General features: G+C 50.1%; 22 protein-coding genes. 14 read left to right on the top strand and 8 right to left on the bottom strand.

The annotated features are described in order from the left end of the window. Positions 1 to 51: 51 nt before the first annotated feature. Positions 52 to 498, top strand: a complete 447-nt coding sequence (locus KXJ70_RS15165; protein WP_219044374.1) for a YaiI/YqxD family protein — start codon at positions 52 to 54, stop codon at positions 496 to 498. Positions 499 to 502: 4 nt separating this feature from the next. Here the strand turns inward: KXJ70_RS15165 and KXJ70_RS15160 are convergent, their stop codons facing one another. From KXJ70_RS15160 to KXJ70_RS15140, 5 genes are all read right to left on the bottom strand, one after another. Then, on the bottom strand, positions 503 to 1,129 hold the full coding sequence (locus KXJ70_RS15160; RefSeq protein WP_219044373.1) for a hypothetical protein: 627 nt from the start codon (positions 1,127 to 1,129) through the stop codon (positions 503 to 505). 313 nt (positions 1,130 to 1,442) lie between these two features. Next, positions 1,443 to 1,697, bottom strand: a complete 255-nt coding sequence (minE, locus tag KXJ70_RS15155; RefSeq protein WP_219044372.1) for a cell division topological specificity factor MinE — start codon at positions 1,695 to 1,697, stop codon at positions 1,443 to 1,445. Further along, positions 1,694 to 2,509, bottom strand: a complete 816-nt coding sequence (gene minD / locus KXJ70_RS15150; RefSeq protein ID WP_219044371.1) for a septum site-determining protein MinD — start codon at positions 2,507 to 2,509, stop codon at positions 1,694 to 1,696. The genes minE and minD overlap by 4 nt, the downstream gene beginning before the upstream one ends. Positions 2,510 to 2,567: 58 nt before the next feature. Continuing rightward, positions 2,568 to 3,353 carry a septum site-determining protein MinC gene (gene minC / locus KXJ70_RS15145; protein ID WP_219044370.1) on the bottom strand — a complete coding sequence of 262 codons (786 nt, stop codon included), beginning with the start codon at positions 3,351 to 3,353 and terminating at the stop codon, positions 2,568 to 2,570. Positions 3,354 to 3,549: 196 nt separating this feature from the next. Continuing rightward, positions 3,550 to 4,275 carry a 4'-phosphopantetheinyl transferase family protein gene (locus KXJ70_RS15140; RefSeq protein WP_219044369.1) on the bottom strand — a complete coding sequence of 242 codons (726 nt, stop codon included), beginning with the start codon at positions 4,273 to 4,275 and terminating at the stop codon, positions 3,550 to 3,552. A gap of 44 nt (positions 4,276 to 4,319) precedes the next feature. Here KXJ70_RS15140 and KXJ70_RS15135 point away from each other — a divergent pair, with 44 nt between their 5' ends. From KXJ70_RS15135 to KXJ70_RS15105, 7 genes are all read left to right on the top strand, one after another. After that, positions 4,320 to 5,471 (top strand): DUF2804 domain-containing protein, encoded by a 1,152-nt coding sequence (locus KXJ70_RS15135; protein WP_369409799.1) that lies wholly within the window; start codon positions 4,320 to 4,322, stop codon positions 5,469 to 5,471. Positions 5,472 to 5,639: 168 nt separating this feature from the next. Beyond that, on the top strand, positions 5,640 to 7,505 hold the full coding sequence (locus KXJ70_RS15130) for a S8 family serine peptidase (RefSeq protein WP_219044368.1): 1,866 nt from the start codon (positions 5,640 to 5,642) through the stop codon (positions 7,503 to 7,505). Positions 7,506 to 7,588: 83 nt separating this feature from the next. After that, positions 7,589 to 7,744 (top strand): hypothetical protein, encoded by a 156-nt coding sequence (locus tag KXJ70_RS15125; RefSeq protein ID WP_219044367.1) that lies wholly within the window; start codon positions 7,589 to 7,591, stop codon positions 7,742 to 7,744. Between the two features lie 243 nt (positions 7,745 to 7,987). After that, on the top strand, positions 7,988 to 8,665 hold the full coding sequence (locus KXJ70_RS15120) for a c-type cytochrome (protein WP_219044366.1): 678 nt from the start codon (positions 7,988 to 7,990) through the stop codon (positions 8,663 to 8,665). 14 nt (positions 8,666 to 8,679) lie between these two features. Further along, entirely contained in the window at positions 8,680 to 9,828 is a 1,149-nt protein-coding gene (locus KXJ70_RS15115; protein ID WP_219044365.1) for a cytochrome-c peroxidase, read from the top strand. Between the two features lie 33 nt (positions 9,829 to 9,861). After that, entirely contained in the window at positions 9,862 to 11,256 is a 1,395-nt protein-coding gene (locus tag KXJ70_RS15110; protein ID WP_219044364.1) for a parallel beta-helix domain-containing protein, read from the top strand. 43 nt (positions 11,257 to 11,299) lie between these two features. Beyond that, positions 11,300 to 13,561 (top strand): TonB-dependent receptor, encoded by a 2,262-nt coding sequence (locus tag KXJ70_RS15105; RefSeq protein ID WP_219044363.1) that lies wholly within the window; start codon positions 11,300 to 11,302, stop codon positions 13,559 to 13,561. A gap of 74 nt (positions 13,562 to 13,635) precedes the next feature. Here the strand turns inward: KXJ70_RS15105 and KXJ70_RS15100 are convergent, their stop codons facing one another. Continuing rightward, positions 13,636 to 14,286, bottom strand: coding sequence for a TetR/AcrR family transcriptional regulator (locus KXJ70_RS15100; RefSeq protein ID WP_219044362.1), 651 nt, complete (start codon positions 14,284 to 14,286; stop codon positions 13,636 to 13,638). An 89-nt stretch (positions 14,287 to 14,375) separates the two neighbouring features. Here KXJ70_RS15100 and KXJ70_RS15095 point away from each other — a divergent pair, with 89 nt between their 5' ends. From KXJ70_RS15095 to KXJ70_RS15080, 4 genes are read left to right on the top strand one after another with little or no spacing between them, the layout of a single operon-like run. After that, positions 14,376 to 15,842 (top strand): flavin-containing monooxygenase, encoded by a 1,467-nt coding sequence (locus KXJ70_RS15095; protein ID WP_219044361.1) that lies wholly within the window; start codon positions 14,376 to 14,378, stop codon positions 15,840 to 15,842. A 10-nt stretch (positions 15,843 to 15,852) separates the two neighbouring features. Then, a complete protein-coding gene (locus KXJ70_RS15090) occupies positions 15,853 to 16,716 on the top strand; it encodes an SDR family NAD(P)-dependent oxidoreductase (protein WP_219044360.1) in 864 nt (287 codons plus the stop codon). After that, positions 16,713 to 17,654: an alpha/beta fold hydrolase gene (locus tag KXJ70_RS15085; RefSeq protein WP_219044359.1), complete on the top strand. Its 942-nt coding sequence runs from the start codon at positions 16,713 to 16,715 to the stop codon at positions 17,652 to 17,654. Before KXJ70_RS15090 ends, KXJ70_RS15085 begins: the two co-directional genes overlap by 4 nt. Before the next feature lie 30 nt (positions 17,655 to 17,684). Then, positions 17,685 to 18,503, top strand: coding sequence for an SDR family NAD(P)-dependent oxidoreductase (locus KXJ70_RS15080; RefSeq protein ID WP_219044358.1), 819 nt, complete (start codon positions 17,685 to 17,687; stop codon positions 18,501 to 18,503). A 50-nt stretch (positions 18,504 to 18,553) separates the two neighbouring features. Here the strand turns inward: KXJ70_RS15080 and KXJ70_RS15075 are convergent, their stop codons facing one another. Together KXJ70_RS15075 and KXJ70_RS15070 are read right to left on the bottom strand one after the other, a co-directional pair. After that, the gene (locus tag KXJ70_RS15075) at positions 18,554 to 20,899 is read right to left on the bottom strand and encodes a 1-acyl-sn-glycerol-3-phosphate acyltransferase (protein ID WP_219044357.1); all 2,346 of its coding nucleotides are present in this window, start codon (positions 20,897 to 20,899) and stop codon (positions 18,554 to 18,556) included. 103 nt (positions 20,900 to 21,002) lie between these two features. Next, entirely contained in the window at positions 21,003 to 21,836 is an 834-nt protein-coding gene (locus KXJ70_RS15070; RefSeq protein ID WP_219044356.1) for an alpha/beta hydrolase, read from the bottom strand. 495 nt (positions 21,837 to 22,331) lie between these two features. Here KXJ70_RS15070 and KXJ70_RS15065 point away from each other — a divergent pair, with 495 nt between their 5' ends. Together KXJ70_RS15065 and dinG are read left to right on the top strand one after the other, a co-directional pair. Beyond that, positions 22,332 to 23,498 carry a 1-acyl-sn-glycerol-3-phosphate acyltransferase gene (locus KXJ70_RS15065; RefSeq protein ID WP_255558507.1) on the top strand — a complete coding sequence of 389 codons (1,167 nt, stop codon included), beginning with the start codon at positions 22,332 to 22,334 and terminating at the stop codon, positions 23,496 to 23,498. Further along, positions 23,499 to 25,622 (top strand): ATP-dependent DNA helicase DinG, encoded by a 2,124-nt coding sequence (dinG, locus tag KXJ70_RS15060; RefSeq protein ID WP_219044355.1) that lies wholly within the window; start codon positions 23,499 to 23,501, stop codon positions 25,620 to 25,622.

Genomic DNA, 25,622 nt, shown 5'->3' with positions numbered 1-25,622 from the left:
TGCTGAAATTGTCGAGTACAGGTGTTTTGTTAACTGAAAAATGAGGTGGTCGTGACGATTTGGGTGGACGCGGACGCATGTCCAGTGGTGGTAAGGGAAATCTTGTTTAAGGCGGCGGTGCGAACCAAAATTATGTTGACCTTGATCGCGAATCAATCGGTGCGGGTGCCGCCATCACCCTATATTTCAGCTGTGCAGGTAAGTAGTGGCTTTGATGTGGCGGACAATGAAATAGTGCGCCGCGCGCAGGCGGGCGACTTGGTGATTACCAGTGATATTCCCTTGGCTGCCGAAGTAATAGAAAAGGGCGCTTTGGCGCTGAGCCCACGAGGCGAATTGTTAACGGCAGACAATGTCCGAAGTCGCTTAAACATGCGTGACTTTATGGACACCATGCGATCCTCAGGGGTACACAGCGGCGGTGCGCCCGCCTACAGTTCGGCAGACAAGCAAGCCTTCGCCAACCAGCTCGATCGCTATCTGGCGCGGCAAGCGTAATATGCTATTTCAACACTTCAATAAAGCAGCCGTATTCTTTATCGAGTTCGACGCTGAAACGAAAGTGCTCTGCGCCAGCGTTGATAATGTAGCGCTGAAAGCCGGGTAGTAAATGAATTGAGTTAATCACGCTGTCTACGGGCAGCGGGATATCTAGAGTGGTATCGAGCAGGCGATTGTATTTGCGCGCCTTTACGGTGCCGGCTTGCAATCCGGCGCTGAAGCAGTCAAGTGCGCGCAGGTAGTTTTCGGTAAACTTCGCATTTTTATCGCTATCACCTGCGGCAGAGTCCGTATCGATGGTGGTACCCTGATATTTGATGCGCCTGCCTTCACTGGCCTTGCAGCTAACGTCGTCTGCGGCTCGGCCCTGGTCACAGCTGACCATGCGGTAGTAGGTGAAGTTGTCGTCTTGCTCGTGGGCCGCCAATTTGATCTGGCGTTTTGATCCCGGCCCGCTTTCACAGCGGGAGATAGCCTGCTTGCTAGCTGACTCGCCGTAGTTCTGAACGAGTTGAGTGATGGCGCGAGTGAGTAACTCCCCGGTAAAGATCTCTCTGTCCTCGCAGTCCGCCGCGAAGCTGATAGTTGGTGAGGAGAGGAGAAGAGCAAAACAGATACGAAGTAGCATAGATGACTCTTTTTCGTGCCTTTTCGGTGATTGAAGTGTCACGCAATTGTATTGCGCGCTAGATGGCAGATTGGCCGTGCCGTCTAGTAAGTAGCAATATTATCAATATTAAGTAGCTGCCCCCAACCGCTATTGGAAATAAAAGAGTCGCTAATGATAGGGACGTTACTCAGCGTCTTTCCGCGCGCCTGAAGATTGAAATAAACAGCAGCGACGTAAGCCATAAGCTACCGTCGCTGCTTTGCAGAAGATGAGTTAATCATCACTGCGAGTTTTATGGCTAAGCCTAATTTACTGGGCTCGGTCAGAGAGACTAAACCCGATCAGGCAGCGTGATGTTGAGCTCCAGCACGGAGCAATTGCCGTTATTATCCAGCTGTACTTCAACCTGATCTTGATCGACATCGACGTATTTCCGAATCACCTCTAGCAACTCTTGTTGCAGCTTAGGCAGATAGTCGGGCTTATTTCGCTGATTGCGTTCGTGGGCGACAATGATTTGCAGGCGCTCTTTGGCAATAGATGCCGTATCTTTCTTCGCGCTGCGGAAATAATCAAATATGCTCATGCGCTCCTCCGAAACAAACGTTTGAAGAGTCCCTTCTGCTCTACACTCATGAAGCGGTGTTCGACTTCTTCGCCGAGTAGGCGGCTTACCGCGTCTGAGTACGCTTGGCCTGCGGGGCTTTCTATATCATGGATGACGGGAATACCTTGGTTCGAGGCTTTGAGAACGGTCTCGGATTCAGGGATAACGCCGAGTAGTTTGGTGGCGAGAATTTCTTCTACATCCTGTACGCCGAGCATTTCACCTTTGGCAACGCGCTCGGGGTTGTAGCGGGTTAGCAATAAGCACTCTTCAACGCGTTCGCCATTTTCTGCGCGCCGCGATTTGCTTTGCAGTATGCCTAAAATGCGGTCTGAGTCGCGCACCGACGATACTTCTGGGTTGGCAACGACAATGGCCATATCAGCGAAATACATCGCCATAAACGCGCCGTGTTCAATGCCGGCAGGTGAATCGCAAATAATGTACTCAAAGCCGTCGGCGGCCAATTCGTTCAGAATGCGCTCTACGCCTTCGACGGTCAGCGCGTCTTTGTCACGGGTTTGCGAGGCGGGCAATATATAGAGGTTTTCCGCCCGCTTGTCTTTAATCAAAGCTTGGCGAAGATTGGCTTCACCATTGATGACATTGACGAAGTCGTACACGACGCGGCGTTCGCAGTTCATGATGATGTCAAGGTTGCGCAAACCGATATCAAAATCGATAACCACGGTTTTATGGCCGCGCATGGCGATACCACTACTTATCGCGGCGCTGGTGGTGGTTTTACCCACACCGCCTTTTCCTGAGGTAACTACAATAATTTTGGCCAAGGCTTTAATCCTTCTGTGCTGGTGTTGCGTGGTAAAAATAGGTGAAGTTCAGGCAAGGCTATACGAGTGGGGTAATACAAAGTGTCTGCTCGTCCAGGCTGGCGTGAACCGCGCTTTTCCAATGATCTTTGCGAAGATCTTCATCTACTTTAAAGTTGCCGGCGATAGAGACCAGTTCGGCTTCTAAACTTTGGCAAAAAATACGTGCCGAGGTGTCGCCGCGCACACCGGCTAGTGCGCGGCCGCGCAAGGCACCATATATATGAATATTGCCGTCGGCTAAGACTTCAGCGCCAGCAGATACCGATGCCATGATAATGAGGTCGCCGCCGGGCGCGTAAACCTGTTGGCCGGAGCGAATAGGCGTGGTGACTATTTTGCTGGGGCTTGAATTGGGGTTGATCTCGCCAATATGCTCCGCTGCTGGCGCGGCGCTGGCGTCTTCGGTGGCTGTTGGCGCGGTGTCGCTTGCGGTCTTGTCCGCATTGGGTTTGACGCGTCCGACGGGCATAATCGCCAACGAGATTTGTTTTGCTTCGTCCTGTAGTGCTGCATTGCTGTTGCGCAATGCCACCGGTAGGAGCCCGTGTGTCTTACAAATTTCAACTAGCTCGCTCAGTGGCAAGGTGCTTAATTCGCCGTCAAATTCTTCAAAGCTGAGTACAACCGGCGTTTGTTTAAAGAAGATGGGGGCTTCTGCGGCTTTGTCTTGTAGCTGTTGCTCAAACTCAGTGCGGTCGTAGTGAGATATTTCTAGCAGGGTCAGGGGGAATAAGCCCCCTTTCAGACGAAAGGCGGCGGATGATTCCGTATTTTTACCTGTTAATGATTTTAAAAGTGGCAATCTACTTTCCTGAATTTTTTTACTGATGGAGCCGTGCGTGGTGGTGTTTCGTCCTGCGCGACAAGGTAGCAAAATTATTGGGGCTTAGAGTAAGGCATCGCCGCGATTGTTCAACTGTTTTTCACTTTGTTGGCCTTTAGTTTGGCTATATCTGCGATTTGTTCGTTATTTCTTACTCGGGTCGTGTCTTTACGGACTACTTTTGCACGGTGCGCAGCATTAAACAGGTCAATATCCTTTGCTTGGTGATTTGGTAGCGAAGATGCAAAAGGTTGCGCTCATTGTGCAAAATCCATAAGGCTGGATCAAAGCGAAATGCGAGGCTGCAACTATCGGCGTCAATGCTGTGCAGTTTTGCGGCATTGAAGCCGAAATACTGCTGAATCCGCGGATAAAGGGCTTTGTAGATGGCTTCTTTTGCCGAAAAGCACAGGCTCAGTCCAAGCCCGGCTGACAGGCTACTTTGGGCGATAATTCGTGATTCGGCGCTGTCGATAATTCGCGACTGCAGGCGCTCGGCACGCTCGTCATCGAGAATATCTTGGGCGTCGATGCCTATCGCTGAAACCTCGGATTTTTCAGCGACAATGCAGGCGGCGTAATCGTCGGTATGGGTAATGCTTCCCACTAAGCTGCTAGGCCACTGCGGGCATCGCTTGGCGTCGGCGATGAGTTTAAATTCGCTTATTCCTAAACTGGTCATAGCCTCGTTGGCTAAAAACCGCCCGGCAAAATACTCAGCTTGGCGTTTGCGGCTAGCGCGGATCAGCGTGGGTGGGCAATAAATCGACGACTGCTGGTATTTTGCCAGTTCAAAGCTATTTTGGTCGAAGTGGCTGCTAACGAGTATGGCGGGCGGGTAAGTTTCGGTGTCGTGGACAGGTTGAATAAAGGCCTTGTTCGCTGCACTGGAGTTGTCCATGTTTTGTCCGCTGGGTGGTATGGCCTGCCTTGTTGGCGCTAAGTGTGCCTGATGGTAATACCCTGCGCAATGTATGGCCTTGTTCACACTTTGGGCTTCATGTGTTTGACCGTCACTTTTTACTGCAACAGAATGCGAACACTTGTATACCAAACAATGAAAATAATAATGAGAATAGCAAAGTGAATCGCAAAGCGGCGCTGATTGGCGAAAATGGGCAGCCGGCATTTGGCGTATTTGAGCAGGGCGTAGAGCGCATTAACTTTCAAGATTATGATTTGCGTTCGCCTATGGACCGCAAATTGGGGCGCTGTGCCAAGCATTTCAAATTTAATCAATTTCAATTTATTGCCTTGGTGAGCCCGCAGTTGATCGTCGGTGTGGCAATCGTGGACTTAAAATTGCTCAGCAATGCCTTTGTATACTTATACGATCCGCAGACCCAGGCATTTGACGAGTTTAGTTTTGTTCAGCCACTGGCTCGATACACCCATATTGATACGCAGCCAGAGAGCGGTTCGGCGTCTTTTCGCAGCGGTAAGAATAAAATTTCAATCGAGGTTAAAAACGGGCGGCGGCAGCTTCGCGCCACCCTCAAAAGCGGTGTCACTATTAGTGCAGATATTGATGAGACCGACGCGGCATCGCTGGCGATGTGCAGTCGCGCCGGTTATCAGGGCTGGGTGTTTACTCGTAAGAATGCGGCTTTGGTTTGTGATGGCAGCGTTGTCTGGGCTGGTAAACATATCAATTTAGCTGAGGCGAAGGCCTTGGCTTCGGTCGACTGGACCGCTGGCTATATGCGGGGTGAAACTTTCTGGAATTGGGGGAGTATGTCGGCAACCCTGCGTGATGGTCGTAGGCTGGGGATGAATCTCGCTGCGGGGGTGAATGAAACCGGATTTACAGAAAACGCACTATGGCTGGACGGCAAGCTGATAAAGGTAGATGCGGTGGATTTTCAATTTGACCGCTATCTTCCCAATAGTCCGTGGCGCATGCGCTCAGCGGACGGCATAGTCGACTTAGTATTTACGCCATTGGGGCGGCGCAAAGAAAAAATTAATGCGGTTTTTATTGCGTCTAACTTTACCCAGCATTTTGGTGTGTTTGAGGGAGAGCTGCGCATAGGCAATGAGCTAATAAGCATTAATGATTGTTTGGGCTTTGCTGAGGATCACTACGCGCGCTGGTAGTTGGCTCCCCCGCATTTACCGTGGGCTGAGTCCGGTTAGATAGCTACTGGGCTGAGCGGTTTCCCTTATATTGGCAAATCTCGTATGAGGTTCTAATAATAAGTTGGAATGGGATTTACGAATTTACTTGAGCTTATGAATAATAAAATAACGAAGGGTGGTTGATATATGAGGTTAATTATACGTGGGCGAGTGCTGCTTAGCGGCGTTGTTTTAGCGTTTTTGTCGGCGTGTGGCGGCGGCAGCGGTGGCGGTGTCGATGTTGCAGAGCTTAGCAATACGGTAGAAGAGCAGGCGACCGTATTTGAAACGTCGGTGTCCGATGCACTTAGCGCCGGTGAGCCGATCGACGGCCAATATATAGTCTTATTGAATAAATTAGACCAGCCGATTTTATCCGCTCTGCCCCTCGGGGATTTGATCGGTGACTTGCTGGGCGGCGTTAACGGCGTATTGCTGGGAAGTTTTGAAAATGTTGTTCGCGGGTTTGTCGCGCAACTTAGCCCAGAGGCGGCAGAGCTATTGGCCCAAAACCCATTGGTTAAACTGGTTGAGCAGGATCGCACCGTGACAATTGCGGCGAGCCAAGCCAATGCGACGTGGGGCTTAGACCGAATTGACCAGCCCAACTTACCTTTAGACGGTGTCTATACTTATAACGGCAGCGGCAATGGCGTGCATATTTATATCGTCGATACCGGCTTGCGCACTAGCCATCAAGAATTTACCGGTCGAGTGGGTGTCGGTCGTAATTTTGTTTCTAGTGGTTTTCTTTTTGCTAGTACTGACCCCGCAAATATCGAAGATTGTAACGGCCACGGTACCCATGTTGCCGGTACGGCGGCGGGTACTACATGGGGTGTAGCTAAGGACGCGACGGTGCATCCGGTGCGTGTCTTGGGTTGTAATGGCTCGGGTAGTAATGCCGGTGTTATCGCCGGTATTGATTGGTTGGCAGCTAACCATGTTAAACCTGCCGTTGCCAATATGAGTTTGGGCGGTAGTAGCAGCGAAGCCCTCGATCAGGCAGTGCGGGCGGCGATTGCGACCGGTGTTACCTTTGTGGTCGCAGCGGGTAATGACAATATTGATGCCTGTAACGGTTCGCCAAACCGTGTGGATGAGGCGATTACCGTCGGCTCCACCAGTTCAAATGATGCGCGGTCATCGTTTTCAAACAAAGGTGCGTGTGTCGATATCTTTGCGCCGGGTTCGTCTATTACCTCGGCGTGGTATCAAGGCAATACCGACACCAATACAATCAGCGGCACCTCAATGGCATCACCCCATGTGGCGGGTGTGGCAGCCGTGATTTTGGGGCAACAGCCTTCTGCTAGTCCAGCGACCGTGTTTGCCCAGATTGTTGGCGAAGGTGCGGCTGGTAAGCTCAGCAGTATCGGTACGGGTTCCCCGAATCTCTTGCTGCAAGTCTCGGCGGCCGGCAATGGTACGCCAACGGATTTTCCACCAAACGCCTCGTTTACTTATAGTTGTGCTGACCTGAGCTGTACCTTTAGTGGCGCCAGCTCTAGCGACGATAACGGTATTAACAGCTATCAGTGGAATTTCGGCGATGGTGGTTCGGCGAGTGGTGTGGCGCCATCGCATGATTTTTCTGCTGCGGGAAGCTACACGGTGGCATTGACGGTTAGTGATACCGCTAATCAGCAAAACACAGGTGTGCAAAGTGTGGTGGTGAGCTTGCCGGGCAGCGGTCCCTGCCCAGAGTGCGCCCAAACCAGCGGCACCCTTAGCGGTACCAATGCCCAGGCTTATAGCCCGAGTAGTAGTGGGTTCAGCAGCGGTGGTGGTCAGTTCCGCGGGTTCTTAGTGGGCCCTGCGACCGCTGATTTCGATTTATATCTAGAGAGGCTGGGCGGTTTTATTTTCCAAAGCTGGTCAGTGGTGGCTGCAGGTGAGACAAATAGCTCTGATGAAGCGGTAACTTATAATGGCAATGCGGGTACTTATCGCTGGCGTGTAAAATCGTTTAATGGCGGTGGTGATTATATTTTATACACCGATAATCCTTAAATTTGTTGTTAGTCATTTAGCTTAAGGAAAACGGCACATTTGTAGTGCCGTTTTTTTTGCCTGAGTTTTGGGGCTAGGCTTAGATGACTATTTTGTTTAGCGCAATATCGATGAGTGGCAATGGCTTTGCGGGGGAGTTGTCGCTCGGGGTGGTGAAAAAATTGCACAAACCTGGTTTGATCGGTGTTGTCATTGACAACATATTAAATTCACTATTCAATCGCCTAATGTCACTTTAAGTGAAGTTTGTATCTCAGTGCCAATTGAGTCAAACAACAATAAAAATGAAGACAAAATTCGCTAAATGTAGATAACGTGTTGGTTCAAGTATATTGCCTTGGCTAGGTTTGTTCGGTAAGTTACGGGTAGATAACTTTCGAGCAAAGACGCCTTTCGGCATCTATACTGGGTGTTGTCGCCGATATGACCTCGTGATTTTCTCTAGTGAGCTTGATTAACCAGAACAGAAAAGGATCGTCAGAATGAAACGATTGGTGTTATTGCTAAGTGTGTTCTTAGTGGCTTGTAGTAATGACAATACTCCTGACGTGAGTAGCGATAAGGCTGCGGCTGAAGCAGTGCAGGCTCTGCAGCAATCTGGCTCTGTTGATGGTAAAGCGCTTTATGCCGCGTGCGCTGCCTGTCATGGCGCGCAGGGTGAGGGGAATCCAGGTTTACATGCGCCATCGTTGGCGAATCAGCAGGATTGGTATCTCGAACGGCAGCTTCTGGGTTTTAGGAGTGGCGTGCGCGGCAGCCATCCTGAAGACGGCTACGGTGCGCAAATGCAGGCAATCGCTAAAACCCTAGCAGATGACGCGGCAGTTAAAGCGGTCGTCGCCTACATTGCAGACTTCAAGGCCAAACCTGCTGCGAAAACCCTAGAGGGTAATATTAAGCGCGGCGCGGATTACTATTCTAATTTGTGCGGCTCCTGTCACGGTCCTGCGGCGGAAGGGAATGAAAAACTCCAATCGCCGGCGCTGGCGGGTGTTGATGATTGGTATTTATTGAAGCAGTTCAATCATTTTCGCGACGGAATTCGCGGTGCGGATCAGACCGATCGCTACGGCTATCAAATGGGCATGATGGGTAAAACCCTGCCTAACGCTGAGATAGCAAACGACGTCATTGCCTATATTCAGTCGCTGGCGGATTAATAATGCGGGGAAGGATGCGCCTGCTGATTATATGGCTATGTGGTGCTTCTGCGTCGGTGCCACTGGCGGCGAGCGAGTGGACCTTAAGCGATGTATGCCCCGCTGGCTTTCATCAGCGCAATGATGCTTGTTATTTGCAAAGCTTTTACAACGACTACGGGTCGCTGCAAGAGTCGGGAGTGGGCGGCTTAAAGACGGGGCTGCCGCCGCTGCGAGAAGGCTTTAGTGCCCAGCAAATAGATCTTGGCCGATTATTGTTTTTCGATCCCTTATTGTCGGTGGATGGTGATATGGCGTGTTCCTCCTGCCATCAGCCGGCGAGAGGTTTTTCAGATGGATTGGCTGGCAGTGCGGGGCGACACGGTCAGGCGATGACCCGTTCTGCGCCCACGCTTTGGAATGTGGGATTTTTGCGTGAATTGTTTTGGGATGCGCGGGCGAGCTCACTAGAAGAGCAAATGCAGGGGCCGTTATTTGCCCAAGAAGAAATGGCGAATACGCCGGCGCAGCTGCTAAAGAGTTTGCAAGACAATGCCAATTATCGCGAATTATTCAAGCAAGCTTTTAATGGCGAGCCATTGAGATTAGAGCAGGTTTACACTGCGTTGACCGCGTTCCAGTCCTCGCTGGTGTCCTTGAGTAGTCGCTATGATTTATATGCTAACGGCTTTCATGAGGTGTTAACGCAGCCGGAAATAGACGGCATGAATGTGTTTCGATCTTTTGTGGCGCGTTGTGCGGAATGCCATACGCCGCCATTGTTTACCAATCAGCAGATCGCGGTGATTGGCTCGCCGGAGCCTGACGGTGTGGCATTGGATATTGGCGTTGCGGCGATTACGGGTGATGAGTCGCAGCGCGGTGGGTTTCGAGTACCGACATTGCGCAATATTGAATTAACCGCACCGTATATGCATTCGGGTCGTTTTAACACCTTGCGCGACGCGGTGGCGTTTTATACCGGTGGGCGTGGACATGCCGTCCCGAAAGGCGAGCACCTGAGTTTGCACTGGCATATTTGGGAGCCCAATCTTGCTGACCACGAACTTGATTTATTGGTGGCATTTTTAAAGACCTTAACCGATCAAAGTTTCATGCCGGTATTACCGCAAAAAGTACCTTCGGGCTTGGCGCCGGTGGCGACCCAAATTCTGACGCATTAATTATCCAGACTCTGGAAATAGAGGAGCACAACAATGAAGAAAATAATTCCACAGGGGCTGTTGTGGCTTAGTCTAATACTGCCGGCACCAAGCTTGATGGCGGCTGACATTTTGGTCAAAGACGGCGAGTCTATTCAGGGCGCGGTGAATAAGGCGAGCACCGGTGATGTTATTTTAGTTCATCCTGGTACGTATAAAGAAAGCGTTTATGTCGACAAAGACGGCATCACTATTCGCGGTGTTGTAATAGACGGCGAGTGGCCGGTGATGGAGGGCGAAGGGGTTCGCAATGACGCCATTTTGTATTCCGGGAATGATTTTACCGTTGAGTGGCTAACGATTACCCATTACAAAGGCAATGCCATTATGGGGCAGGCCGGTAATAATTTTGTGATTCGCTACAACCGCGTTATCGATACTGGGGTGTACGGTATTTTCCCTCAGTTTGGCAAGAATGGCTTAATTGAATACAACGTCCTGAGTGGAATTGAGGACGCCGCCATTTACGTGGGCATGTGCGACAACGTCGATGTTCGCCACAACGAAGTCTTTGATAATGTGGCCGGCATAGAAATTGAAAATACCCGCCACGCCCTAGTCGAGAATAACTACGCCCACGACAATACAGCTGGCCTATTAGTATTTATTACCCCCGGGCTGCCGATTAAAACCACCTACGATGTTGTTTTGCGCAACAATTTTGTTGTTAACAATAATACCGCTAATTTTGGCGCACCGGGTTCGATTGTGTCTAAAGTGCCGGCGGGAATCGGTATTGTCGTCATGGCGGCCGACGACGTTATTGTTGAGGGAAATATTATTTCCGGCAATAAAACCGCGGGTATGGTTGTTACTGACTTGGCATTTATTACCGATATTTCCAGTGACCCCGATTCAGAGCCCAATCCAGATCGCATGGTGTTTCTCGATAACCTGATGTTTGATAACGGCGCTGATCCTGTGGCGGACGTTAAAGCATTAATGCTGACCCAATTCAGTCGCAGTGGTCCGGATATCCTGGCTAATTTAGGTTCAGCCCAAGAGCCTGATAATTGCATTATCAATCGTGAACGCTACACCAGCTTTGGTATAAAGAAGTGGAGTGAGTGCGAGCGCAAAGACACCAAAGACATCGTGAGTATGCTGATTCCCGGCGGGGCGCCAAGTGAGGTGGTGACTACCGAGGGCCGCACAAAGCTCCTTTATCAAGGTATTTGCGCTGGCTGCCACGCCTATAACCTTCGCATGATTGGCCCGCCAACCTTAACTGTGCAGGCTTTATATTTAAATGATCCCCAGGGTATCGCCGACTACATTGCTGCGCCCCATAAAGTACGGACAGATTACCCCACTATGCCGCCACAGGGTCATTTGTCGCCCGAGTTACGGCGTGATGTTGCAGAGTATATGTTGAGCGTTACTAAATAATGTTGAGCTAGATGATTTTTTGCGAGGGCATATTATGAAATCCATGAGTAGAAGTCGTTTGGCCTGCGCTGTTGGCCTTGCAGTACTGGGGACGTCATCGGCATATGCAGCCAAAAATCTCGCTTTAGAGGAGGTGGTGGTTACGGCCCAGAAGCGCGAGCAGAGTGCAATGACGGTGCCGGTCACGGTAGACACCTTTACTAATCAAGATTTGGAAAATACCGGCGCGCTGAATATGGAAGATATTCAAGCCTATATTCCCGGCTTAAAAGTGGGTGATGGGGTGCGCGGCGGCGGTACTACTCAGTCTTCATTTGTGATTCGCGGCATAGATAGTTCCAATATCAGTACGGGTGGCGACCCCTCTGTCGCCACCTTTTTAGATGGTGTTTATTTACCGCGTGCAGCTATTACCGTGCCATTTTCTGATATGGAGCGGGTGGAAGTGTTGAAGGGGCCGCAGGGCACATTGTTCGGTCGTAATGCCGCGGCGGGGGTGGTGAGCTTTATTCCCAATGCGCCGAGCCTAGAAGAAAGCGAAGGCTTTGTGATGGCAAAGTTGGGTAGTTACAATTTATTCCGCGTAGAGGGTATGGGCAATATGCCGCTAAGCGATAGCTTGGCACTGCGGGTTAACTTGCTACACAACCAGCGCGATGAGGTGACTGAAAATAAAGGCCCAGCATCACCTAATCCCGGAGAACAAGATAATCAGTTTGCGCGTTTCGCTCTGCGCTGGGAGGCAAATGATAGGCTGAGCATGCAGTTTGCCTATGATATTGATCGTGTCGATAACGGCCCGCAGGCGCGAATCAGTATTAGCGAAGAGTTTTCTAATTTTCCTGACCCCACTGATCGTAAATTAGAGACGGATGCGATCGGCGGTGGCGAAACTAGAGATATGGAGGGCTTTACCGGTAAGCTTTGGTATGAGCTAAACGACGTTAGCAGCATGACCTTAATTGGCAGTTACCGCGCATTTGAAACCTATAATTTGCAAGATGAAGACGCCACCAGTGATGAGTCGGTGTATGTTGATACCAATAATATTGAAGACTCTGATATCGCCTACTTTGAAATGCAGTTCAATGTTGCACTCGAATGGGTAGACGCGGTATTCGGTGCCAACTACAGCAAGGAAGATACCTATCAGCAAACCGCTCTCACGTTTAGCTATGGTGCAGTATTGGAGCTGGCATCCGGCATGGCAAGTATTCCTCAGGGGCTTTTAAACTCCCTAATAGGTGATGTGGTAGAGGGTAATTTTGTTACCGAACGAATGACCAATGAGGGGGATTTCGAAAGCTACGGTTTATTTATGGACTTAGATTTCCCAATTACGGACAGGCTGAATGTTATTACCGGTCTGCGCTATAGTAACGATAAAAAGTCATTTAGTTGGGATGCGCCACTAACGGACTTTGTCGTGTCGCAATTGCTACAAGAAAATTTCTTTTTTAATTCTGATGGCGTAGAAACTGCCTCTGAAAGCTGGGATAAAATTACCGGTCGCGTGGTTGCTAATTTTCAAATCACCGACGGAGCGATGACTTTTGCAAGCTACTCCACTGGGTATAAGTCTGGTGGTTATGATTCCTTGAATACTGGTACTCGAGAAGCACCATTAGCCCCCGAAGTTGTTAGCAATATAGAGCTGGGTGTGAAGGGCGATTTCTTTGACACCCAAGTGCGTACCCAGATTGCTCTGTTTAAAATGATTATTGATGATCGTCAAGAAGCCATTGAATCGAGATCACCTGACAGTAACGGCGCGGTGCCTACAGTCATCAATACCGATGAAGATATTCAGGGTATCGAATTGACTGCAGATTGGCTGGCGACCGAAAATTTGCGCTTTGGACTGGTTTATACTTACCGCGAGCAAGAGTCTAGTCGTGAAGCGTACTTCAACGCACAGGGTGAATTTGAGGTGGCCGATCAGTTGAATGTTAGCTCGCCGCAGGAATATACCCTGACAATGGATTGGTCTCCGGAGTTTAATTACGGATTGCTTTTGTTCCACGTTGACTACATCTACGAAGAAAATACTGAGCCCAGCAATGAAGATCATCAGCCTTTCTTTAATACCGTTAGTGGCTACGGCGACGATACCCAGCTATTAAACGCGCGGGTGGCGTGGAGCACGCCGAGCGGCGGCTATGAGATGGCCTTATGGGGTAAAAATTTACTGGGCAATGAGCGCGTGTCACAGCCCGGAGGTTTAACTGGCACTGATATTGGCACCTTCCATGTCGGTATCGTTGATCCTTTAACTTACGGGGTGGATTTTAAAGTTATCTTTTAAGGTGCTTGCTTGGGTTTTGGTTGCTAGGTAGTAGCCAATAAAAAGGTAAAGCGAGCCCTGTGGCTACGGGCACCTTAATGCGAAGGCGTGTTGAAGAGTCCTCTAATCAGACGCCCGTTCGCGCTCACTAATGTTGCTCTCGGTGAGCGGTAGTCATCGAGCAGCCATTGCATCGCAGACTGGCTTATTGCACCAACCAACGCTATGCCTGTTATGCGCGTTTCCTCTTCGCCAAGCGGCCAATTTGACATCATGGATTTGCCAAGTCGCAGCAATAATTCGGCAAACTCCTGTATGCGGCTGATGTATAGCGTGTCAATACGCGGGCTGACGCCGAGGACTTCTAACCAACACACTCTAGCCACTCGCGAGTTTTCAAATGCACTAAAAAACGCCTCAAGGCCAAGTTCAATGTGCTTGGCTGTAATTGGCTCGCTGCCAGTGGCATTGATTGCTGCCAGAACCTGAGTTTGGATTTGGTCTAAGGATTCGGTATAGACCGCAGCTAATAAATCTTCAGTATCAGTGAAGGTTTTGTAGAAATAGCGATCGATTAATCCAGCTTCTTTGCACAACATTCTGACGGTTGTCGCTCGGTAGCCAACCGTGCCAAATAGCTCTAGTCCTGCGTCCATAAAGGTTTGGCGCTGACGCGCCAGTCTTTCGGCCGCACTTTCACCGCCGTAGGTTCGCCCCGATTGACTGTTTTTTTCAATTTTGTTCATGCTGTTATTTGACGACAAGCGTCATCAGAAGTAAAGTGATGTCGTTCGTCATCACATGAAATTTGCTAGAGCCCTCGCGGGGAGAATAAATGCAAGCAAAGCAGTGTTATCGGGTTGTTATCATTGGCAGCGGTTTTGGTGGTCAGTGTGCTGCAATCCGCCTACAGGAGCGGGGCATCACCGATATTCGACTTCTTGAGCGCCGCGATTTTATGGGCGGGACGTGGTGCCAGAATAGCTATCCCGGCGCGGCGGTCGATGTGCAGTCACCGCTGTATTCCATTTCGTCGGAGCCTTACGTGTGGTCGCAAATGTTTGTAGAGCAAGAGGAGTTGCGGCAATACACCAATGCGGTGATTGATAAGCACGGCCTCCGCGACAAAACCACACTAAATGCCAATGTGGCGCAGGTCCGCTGGAATGAGGATGATAAGCGCTGGATTATAGAGACTGACGCGGCGGGTACGTTTGAGGCGCAAATTCTGATTAATGCCTCGGGGCCGCTGAGTACACCGGTGATTCCAGATTTTCCTGGTCGTGATACCTTCAAAGGTAAAAGTTTTCATACTAATGGCTGGGATCACTCCTATGACTACCGAGGCAAGCGTGTTGCTATTGTTGGGAGCGGTGCGAGTGCAGCACAGGTAATTCCGGCTATTGCAGGGGATGTAGCTGAGCTACACGTTTTTCAGCGCAGTCCGCATTGGGTGTTGCCAAGGCCAGATCGTAAATTTTCATCGTTCCAACAAAAATTGTTAGGCATTAAACCGCTTTATAAAGCACTGCGCTGGTGGATTTATTGGTGTCTTGAAACTCGTGTGATTGGCTTTAAGTATTCCAAGCTGATGCTGGATTTAGTTGCGGGGCGGGCCGCGTTGAAATTACTCAAAAAGCAAGTGCCCGATCCGGTGCTTCGTGAAAAACTCACTCCGGATTTTGTTATCGGCTGTAAGCGAGTCATATTATCAAGCACCTTGTATCCGGCTTTGTCGCGGTCAAATGTCAGTCTACATGATAAGCAAGATGGCATCGCAGCAATTACCGAAAATGGCATTCTCACCCAAAAAGGCCAACAAGTTGATGTTGATCTTATTATCTGGTCTACCGGCTACGATGCGACTGATGGTGTGATCTCATACCCCGTCATTGGCAAGGACAATAGGCGTTTAGCGAGTGCTTGGGAAGAGTTTCCTCGGGCCTACCTCGGCACTGCCATTCCAGGTTTCCCTAATCTCTTTGTGGTTACTGGGCCCAATACCGGCATTGGCCACACCTCCGCAATATTCGTAATTGAATCACAGATGAAATACATCATTGGCAGCATTCGGCAGCTGGAGAAATCTGGTAAACAGGCCATAGAAGTCAGCGCCGACGCCGAGGATCAATACACCCAGATGGTTCACTCTGAAATGGAAAAAACCGTTTGGAAGTCGGGCGGTTGTACCAGCTGGTACCAGAGCAAGAGTGGCCATGTTATTGCCATGTTTCCCGGCTTCAGTTTTACCTTTAACAGGCTAGCCAGCCGGTTTAAGACCAAGCACCATTTGTTTAGATGAGATCATCAATATGAAGGATTTTAATAATAAAATAGTCGCTATAACTGGTGCAGGATCGGGTATGGGTCGTGCGTACGCCCTAGAATTTGCAAAGCTAGGTGCAAGGCTGGCGCTCAATGATTACGACGAAAAGGGCTTAGCTAAAACAGTTGAAATGGTAAATAACACCGCTGAGACCAAGGTGTTCAGTGCAGTGTTTGATGTTGCTGATCGTTCTGCCATGGAGGCATTTGCTGCTAATGTAAAATCCTCACTGGGCAACGCTCATGTCATTATAAATAACGCCGGTGTGTCGGGTGATGGGAAGCCGGTGTGGGCAACGCCGCTGTCTTCAATCGAGCGTGTAATGGGTATTAACTTTTACGGTGTAGTGCATGGTACCCAAGTTTTTTTGCCACAGCTGATCGAAAATGGCGAGGGTGCTGTGGTGAACGTATCTAGTATTTTTGGCCTGATTGGGCCACCCAATAACAGTGATTACAGTGCGGCGAAATTCGCCGTGCGCGGCTTTACTGAAGCGTTAATGGTTGAGTTGCACGATAGTCCAATCAGTGTGCACCTTGTCCATCCCGGTGGAATCGCTACCAATATTGCCAGCGCCCCTCAGCACCAAGCCTTCTCGGACAAGTACTTATCAACACCGCCGGAGGCAATTGTGCGCCGCGTGATTCGAGGTATATATCGCGGTACGCCGAAGATTGTTTATGGCAAAGATTCATTTAAAACTTGGTTGGGCGCCAACCTAGTGCCCTTGCGTTTGCTCAATAAACTTATTTGGTGGGATATGCGCGACGTAATCGACCGCAGCGACTATCCGCTGAAACCGGTTACTAAGCCAATTGCTACGCTGATTAATACTAGGAAAGCAGGATGAAAAAGCCCTTAATATTTGCTGTTATTGCTCTGCTTGCGAGTTTTGCTCTCTGGGCTACGGTGACCTACCCGCGAATTGGCGGTGGCTTGCTGCACATGGCTAGCGGCATTGAAACGCGCCTTTATGGTTTGCACCGGGCCAAAATCGATATTAGCGATAGCCAGATGATGAGCTGGCAAGGTGGACCGCAAGATGCCCAAGAAACCGTGATAATGATTCATGGTTATAGCTCAGAAAAAACTGTGTGGATGCGCTTTGCCAGCCATTTTACCGATAAGTATCAGGTCTTAATTTTAGACCTGCCGGGCCACGGTGAAACCGCCTTTGATCCGTCCTTAAAATACGACACCGTGAGTCAGGCGCAACGGGTGGTAGAAGCGATGGACGCGCTAGGTATTAAGCGCGCCCATATTGTAGGCAATTCCATGGGTGGTTTTATTGCCGCTCAGTTAGCGCTGCGCCATGCAAACCGCGTGCAGAGCGCAGTATTGGTTGATGCCGCCGGTGTTGTTGCGCCACAAGAAAGTGACATGGCTAAAATGCTCGCGACGGGCCGCAACCCGTTTGAGATTCATAATCGCGATGAGTTTATCGAATTCTACGCGATGACCATGTCTCAGCCACCGTGGCTGCCAAGAATGATTTTAGATTATATGGCGGATGACTACATTATTCGTCGCGAGTCGCTTATCCGTATATTCCAGGACTTTCATAACACTGGTCTTTTGGATAAGCACCTAAGCGACATTAACGTGCCCATACTCATTCTGTGGGGTGAGCGTGATCGCCTGCTGCATATTAGTTCCGCAGCGATTTGGCAGAGCGGTATACCGAATGCCGAACTCATTACTTACCCAGAACTTGGTCATATGCCCATGCTAGAAGCACCGCGTAAGAGCGCAGAAGATGTGCTCGCCTTTTTCGCCAAGCATCGTTAAGGCTAGCCGTAATCACACAAGGGATCAGATATGAAAACATTTATAGACAAGGTTGCCATTGTGACTGGCGGCGGTGGCAGTGGCATCGGTCATCATTTAGTGATGGAGCTTGCGCGACGCGGCGCGAAAGTTGCGTTTTGCGATATTGCGAAGCTCGACGCTACCGAAGAGCAGCTCACCGCAATGCACGCAGACTATTACAGTGAGAAAGTCGATATGGGTGATAAGTGCGCCATCAATCTTTTCGTCGACAATGTCCTTGCGCACTTTGGTCATATAGATCTTCTCATAAATAATGCGGGTATTGCTTCCGGCGACCTCACCTTCGGCGAAGCCAGCGAGCAAGACTTTGAAAAAATTACCAATATTAATTATTGGGGAGTGATTCATACGACTCAGCGCTGTTATCAACATTTGCTCAGTCGGCCGGAGGCTGCCATCGTTAATCTATCAAGCTCGCAAGGTATTCTTGCCTTGCCGTATCTCGTACCGTATTGCACCACAAAATTCGCGGTGCGCGGTTTTACTGACAGTTTGCGCGCAGAGCATCGTATCCGAGGTATCAACAACGTAACGTTGCATACCGTGCATCCCGGTGCAGTGGCGACCAACATTACAATCAATGCTGATCATCACAATAGCAGCACAAAGCATTTTCACGAACTGCTTCAAAAAGGTACTCAGCCGTCGGAAGCTGCGAATATCATTCTTCGTGGCGTGCAGAAAAATATCGGCCGTATCTTTATTAGCGACGGCCGCGTGCAGGACATATTGGCGAGACTTATGCCTTCAGCATATATTGCTGTTGTACGCTTAGTAATGAAGTTACAGGGCGTTGCGGTGCGATAATTGTAGGGTGAGCTGCGCCCTAGTGGCGCAGCCTTTAATGCTGGAGCGGATTATTTTTCCAGTGCAGTTCGTATTTGTAGTCGTTTGGCATCGGCCATTGATGCTAAAAAGCGAACATTGGCGGAAATTTCGCGCAGCTCTTCCAGCCAGCGCTGACGCCCGGCAACCGCCTCGTCCCCCGCCTTGAGTAGCTCTTGGTTTTCTGCGATTTTAATCGCATTTTCAAAGTAGCTACCCGACACGGACTCTTCACAATGTATTCGCTTCTGCAGCACCCGCTGTTTACCCAGCGTGAGAGCGTGGTTGATGAGATGCTTTTGATCGCTGATTTCGCCCACCGGCTGCATCCGTAACGCTCTTGCCAAGACAAGATAGGCTTCGATAAATGGGCGAAGCGTGCCGTGACCTAGAATAGGGGTTATGCCTGCGAGGAGTTTGCGGGTTGCTTTAGCACCTTGTTTAACGCTGTCTCGCCAGTTGGGGGCACGCTGCTCAAGTTCATGTTCGAGCAGCACAATAAACGCACTTGAGCCCTCGAAGAAAAACTCGTACTTAAACATGTCCCGTAAACGCAGCGCTTCATTGTGAAACTGGCTAAGCGCTTCATCGCCTGTTGCGCTAACGGCAAGCAGTGCTAGATCGGCGATGGCACTGGTGATGAAGAAGTGAATCAGACCGTTGCGGTAGTAGGCTGCGGTGCGACCAGCGTCGCTCGGCAGCATATATACCGATTCGATGCCGTCGTTAAATATATTAATGACACCGGTTGTACCCAGGTCTTTTAAGCATTTCTGAATTCTGGCCTCATTGAGGTTTTGTACGTCGTTGGTGGTCGCAAAACCGAGTTTATTAATTAATTGCAGAAGTTCTTGAATGTCAGTGTTGAGCTCGTTGAATGTGATGGCCTTGTGGCCGTGCTCAAGAATGACATAGCAAATTAATGAGTTGACCGTAATCGGCGTGGCATTGTTTGCGTCGACAGCGAGTTCAAAGGCGATCTTTTGAATGTCTCTGGTTTGCGGTGCTGGGCTACTTAGGTCCAGGTGTTCGCTAATGGTAACGCCTTCACCAAATCGCACATGAATTTTACCGTGGGGATTTTTAAGGCCGCTGATATATTCCATAAACCAAGATGTGGATTCAGGGCGCTTTTTACCGCCGGCTTGCAGTGCGTCGTAATCAGCCACTTCGGGCACTTGGTCGTACGTAATCGATACTGGCATTAATATTAAGTCGGGAGCGTCGTCGCGCATATGCGCGCTTACCACATAGTTAATTAAGCCGAAACGAGGCGGCATTAACTTGCCGGTGCGGGAGCGGGTTCCCTCTAGTGCCCACATCAAGGGGAAGCGTTTTTCTCCCAAGTAATCGATGTAGTTTTTGAATACAACTTTGTAGACCGGGTCATTCTGGAAGCTGCGTCGAATAAAGATTGCGCCAGACCGGCGCAGAATCGGTCCGATTCCTGGCATATTCATATTGATGCCACCGAATAAATGCAATGGCGTCAGATTTTGATCGTGAAAGATGGTCATCAGCAGGAAGCCATCAATATGTGATTTGTGGGTGAACAAAAAGGCGACGGGTTTTTCAGTGAGAAGTTTGCGAATGCGTTCAATATCGCCGTCGACATAGTCAATATCTTTGTCAAAACCGCGGGTATACATGAAGCGGCCTAAGGCGGCGGCGAGGTCGGTACCGAGGGCGCTTGGTTTTGCAGACATTTCGTCCAGGCACAGTTTTGCTTCTTTAATCAAACTATCCATCGAGCGACCAGTAGATTCGCTGATTTTGCTCAGGGCATTAATCACTGATGGTTTGCGAATGACTTCGTCTGAAAGAAGCTGAGGTATCTTATATCGAGCGCCTTTTACTTGGCGTTCGACTTTTTCGAGCGCTAAAAAAGCAGAGCGATCAATAAATTTAATAAGGTCTTCAGTTCCGCCATGTTTTTGGGTGTGGTGAGCGCAGCTGTCTTTGAGTTGCTCCAGGCTGGCGCCGTTGCCAACGGTGATACTGTAGCCGCTGCTGTCTTTGCGCAGTCGCAACTGCTGTTGAAACCAGCCTGGGTATTCGCGGTTGCCGGTAATTAAATCTCTCAGTGATACACCTTGCATGTCTCTCGGCGTGCGTGTTTGCCAGCAAATACGCACGGGAACAAAGTAAGGGTTGTCGTTTGACTTGGCTAGCTCTAGTAATTGGGTGGTGGAGCGCTGGCGGCGGGTCTGCATATTTCTTAGGTGGCGGTGGACAACATGATACCTTGAGCCGGCAGGTTGATGTTTGCGTATAGCATCTTCTAAAAGCTTTTTTTCGGTCCGATTAACGCTGTCGATAATGAAAACAACAGGGCAGGTGGTGGCTTCGGGCCAAGGGTTGCTGCGAGTTTGATCCATATTGCTGTTCCTTTGCTTCTATATCGCGAGAGTGCCACTAATTAAATCGTGTTACCTATTTTTGGAACCCTAAATAGTTAACTAGTAAATGTTGTGACCGTCTCTATAACTTTTTTTCCATCCAATCATATATCTCTGCGTAGATGGAATATTTTTCCGGCTCTAGAAAAATTTCATGATAGAGGCCAGGGTAAATTTTTAAGGTCTTATCGCTGGACGAGATGCCTGCGTACAATTTCTCTGAGCCTGTTGGAGAGGCCATTTTGTCGTCGCCGCCATGCAATATAAGCATCGGCAAGCTAATGCTTGCCGCATTGCGAATGACCATGTCGGCGGTGCGTAAAATTTCGCTTATTAGTCGAACGCGAATCTTGCCTGTGAATACTCTGGGGTCGTTGCGGTATGCCTCCACAACAGCGGGATCATGACAGACGTCATTTGCTTCTAATTGCAGAATAGGGAGTTTAGGTAAAATTTTCGATAAGCAGTGGACCACAAATTTTTGTAAGGGGCTGATAACGTCCCCCGTTGCGAGAGCGGCGCCAGACAGAATGCAGCCAGCAAGTTTCTGCTGATACTTTAATAGATAGGCAGTCGAAATTACGCCGCCCATGCTATGTCCGACCAAGAAGAGTTTGGCGTTAGGGTGGAGCCCGGTTATCTCGTTACAGTATTGATCAAGGGTGGTGATGAAATCATCAAAGCGGTTTATATAGCCGCGCAGCCCCTGTGAGTGGCCGTGCCCCTCATGGTCTAGCGCATACACTGCATAGCCTTGTTCGGTGAAATAGTTGGCGATATCGATATAGCGATTGCTGTGTTCTGCAAGACCGTGCACCAGAATGATCACCGCCTTTGGTGTGCCGACGGGTTGCCAATTTTGGGTGTAGATTCGGCAGCCGGATTGGCTGCTTAGGGTGCCTTGCTGGTGTGTCATTAGTGTGCTTCCACTGCAATGTCAGGTTTAGATTTTCGGGAGTCGGCTCTTAGACTGAGCGGCATGTCTAGTAATATACGATCAAGTGCATGACGGATGCTAGTTTGTAGTCGAATCCTTTTAATATAAGGCCAGTAAGCATGCGTGCAGTCGCTACTCCTATTCAGAATTAGGTCGACTGCGCGCCGAGAGTAAACTAATAGTGCCGTGATGCTGCCGATACCGCAAAATGCCAATGTCGCGAGTATAAGTTTGCGGTGTGGGCTCGGGCTTAAGTTAGACGTTGTCTAGCTCCAGTTGGATTAGGAGGTGTTGGACTTAAATTTGGCGTTTTACTGGCTGCGTATAATTGAAATTATCAGGTATATGAGTGTTTGTGCGACGTGCGCGTTGCGCTGAAAATAGCGAGTTTGCTGCTTACTAATGGTCTCTGGCAGATGACGACTGCCATTGAATCCTTTATTGTACGCCCCTTTATATCGTTGAGAGCACAAAATGATGGATGACTTCGCTGAGATCCGGCCATACCACGACGACGAAGTTGTGCCGGTTTTAGCCAAGTTACTGGGCGATGCCGAGTTGCTGAATGTGGTCGCAAACCTGCGCATCCCCAAACTCAATCGCTACCTACCTTGGTTAGTGCGCCCGCTTGTGGCGTGGTATCTGCGTCGCGAGCTGAACGGGGTTGCCGATGTGGTGGGCTTCCAGCGAGTTATCAAGCAGTATATGGATACCATGATTGAGGACCATACCTGCAGCTTTAATGTATCAGGCTTAGACGCTTTGGCGCCAAATTCCGCGTATTTATTCATTAGTAATCACCGCGACATTGCCCTGGATCCCGCCTTTGTCAATTATGCCCTCTATCACCACGGGCGCGACACGGTGCGCATTGCGATTGGCGATAATCTGCTTTCCAAGCCCTTTGCCGCTGATTTGATGCGTCTTAATAAGAGCTTTATTGTTCGGCGCTCAGCCAAAGGCCCGCGCCAGATGCTCGCCGCATTTAGGCAATTGGCGAGCTATATTCGTTTCTCTCTGCTGGAAGAGCGCAGTTCTATTTGGATCGCTCAGCGTGAAGGGCGCGCCAAAGATGGCAATGATGCAACCGAGGCGGCGGTCATTAAGATGATTGGTATGGCCCAGCAAAAGCCGGAAGAGAGCTTTTCTGATTATATTAACAAGCTGAATATCGTGCCGGTGTCGATCTCCTATGAATGGGACCCGCTGGATGCCGCCAAGGCTCAGGAGTTAGTTCACGTCGAGCGCGACGGTGCCTATTTAAAAGCGGAGCACGAAGATTTAAAAAGCATCGCCATTGGCGTGTTAGGCAACAAAGGCGATGTTCATGTCAGTTTTGGCGCGCCCTTAAAAGGCGAATTCGCCGACGCGGCGAGGGTAGCTGCGGTGTTAGACGAGGCAATAATTGATCAGTATCGCCTCCATGCCAGCAATGTGCTGGCGTATATGCGGATTTACAATGACGAAAGTTGGCGCGAGCTGCGGGTGCCGGAAATAACGGATCGCGATGTCGCAGATTTCGAGCAGCGTTTTGCAAAAATTCCTGACGCCTTTCGTTTAAAGGCGATGGAGATCTACGCCAACCCGGTTTGCAATCAATTGCGTAGTCGAGATTTACGGGCAATCGAGAAGGCGGTATAGGTGCTCACCGATGCACTTAAAAAGACAATTCAGGATGCGTACCGGCAATTTCTGGATGTAAAAGATTTGAAGCCACGTTATGGGCAGCGGTTGATGATCGCCCATATCGCGAGAGTCTTGGGTGGCGTAAAGCGCAATCAAGAGTTTCAGCGCGGGGGCGGTGATCATCTCTGCGTGGTGGAGGCCGGCACTGGCACCGGCAAGACCCTGGCCTATGCGGTGGCTGCAATCCCGATCGCACAAGAGAGCAATAAAACACTCGTTATTTCCACCGCGACGGTTGCGCTTCAAGAGCAAATTATCTACCGCGATTTACCTGATATTCTCACCAAAAGCGGCCTGCAATTTAGCGTTAGCTTGTCTAAGGGGCGTCGTCGTTACATCTGTCTGTCCAAACTAGATCAATTGTTGTCAGGGGCCGATGCAAAGGTATTACCCCTGTACATTGACGAGCACATGGCCGCGCCGGACGCCGAAAGCCTGTCTTTGTACACGGATTTCGCGCAGAAAATGGCAACCGGGAAATGGGCGGGTGATCGCGATGACTGGGATACTGTGATTGCCGATGATAAGTGGGCGCGGGTGACAACCGATCACGCCCAATGCACCGGTCGCCGCTGCAGTCACGTTAAGCAATGTAGTTTTTTTAAAGCTCGCGAGTCGCTCACTCAGGCAGATGTTATTGTCGCCAATCACGATCTTGTGCTGGCGGATTTAGCCTTAGGCGGCGGCGCCATACTTCCGCCTCCGGAAGAATGCATTTATATCTTCGACGAAGCGCATCACCTGCCCGACAAAGTGATTAACCATTTCAGCGCCAATTTTCGAATGGCTGCGACTGAGCGCTGGCTAGAGCAAATTGAACGCGCTTTGACAGCGATGATTGCCGTACCCGCTATGGACGTTACCGCCCGTGGCCAGCTAGAGAGCTTGCTTACCCAACTTATTGCCGTGCGGCGCGGTTTGGCGCCACTGCGGCCGCTATTGGAAGAGCTGCTAGAGAGCGCAGAAGAGCGGCAGGGAAGCAAGAGTGTGCGCTTTCCCGACGGTATCGTGCCCGACAATCTCGCCGCCCACGCCAAAAATATGGTCGAGGGGTTTAGCGGCGTGATCCATCAAGCGGAAAGGATTATCGATACCTTTCAAGACAGCTTAGATGGCAATCAATTGATGGCGAGCCGAGAAGTGACGGAACAATGGTTGGCGACGGTGTCTGCTGCGCGTTTTCGCGCGGAAAGTGCCTGTGCGCTCTGGCGCTCTTACGCCAGTGATGCCAGCAAAGAAAAGCCACCCAATGCGCGGTGGATGGCGTTAGTTGAAACGGGGCAGGGCCTGTTTGATATAGAGTTGAACGCCAGTCCCATACTGGCCGCCAATGCCCTTAAATCAGCGCTGTGGTCACGTTGTTATGCCGCGGTGCTAACCTCGGCAACACTAACCGCCCTGGGCAGTTTCAACCGCTTTAGTATGCGCGCCGGTTTAGATAGCGATGCCAGTTTTGAGGTGGTTCCCAGCCCTTTTGCACACGCCGATGCGGGCGAGCTGCACATACCGGCAATGAATTGTGATGCAGGCAATGCCGAGGCGCATACGGCGGCGCTAATCGATATGCTGCCAAACTTAATGGCGCCGGATGCCGGAAATTTAGTGCTGTTTTCCTCCCGCAAGCAATTGCGCGCGGTGCGCGAGGGTATGCCGGCGGATTGGCAAGGACGGATATTGGCGCAGGATGATTTGCCGAAGCACGAGATTCTGACCCGCCACCGCGAGGCTTTAGACAAGGGGAATGGCAGTGTTATATTCGGTTTGGCAAGTTTTGCCGAGGGTGTCGACCTGCCCGGTAAATATTGCTCCCACGTATTGATCGCCAAAATTCCCTTTGCGGTGCCGGAAGATCCGGTTGAAGAAGCGTTGGCCGAGTGGATTAGTCGCAATAATGGCAATCCGTTTATGGATATTACGGTGCCAGATGCGGCGGTGAAATTGATACAAGCCAGTGGCCGGTTACTGCGCAGTGAATCAGACGTTGGCCGTATCACCATTCTGGATAGGCGTATTGTCACGCGGCATTACGGTCGTAAAATGCTGGCGTCGATGCCACCGTATCGACAGATAATTGAGTAG

Source organism: Zhongshania aquimaris (assembly GCF_019312595.1).
GTDB classification, from domain to species: domain Bacteria; phylum Pseudomonadota; class Gammaproteobacteria; order Pseudomonadales; family Spongiibacteraceae; genus Spongiibacter; species Spongiibacter aquimaris.
This window is presented reverse-complemented; position numbering and strand designations above follow the sequence as displayed.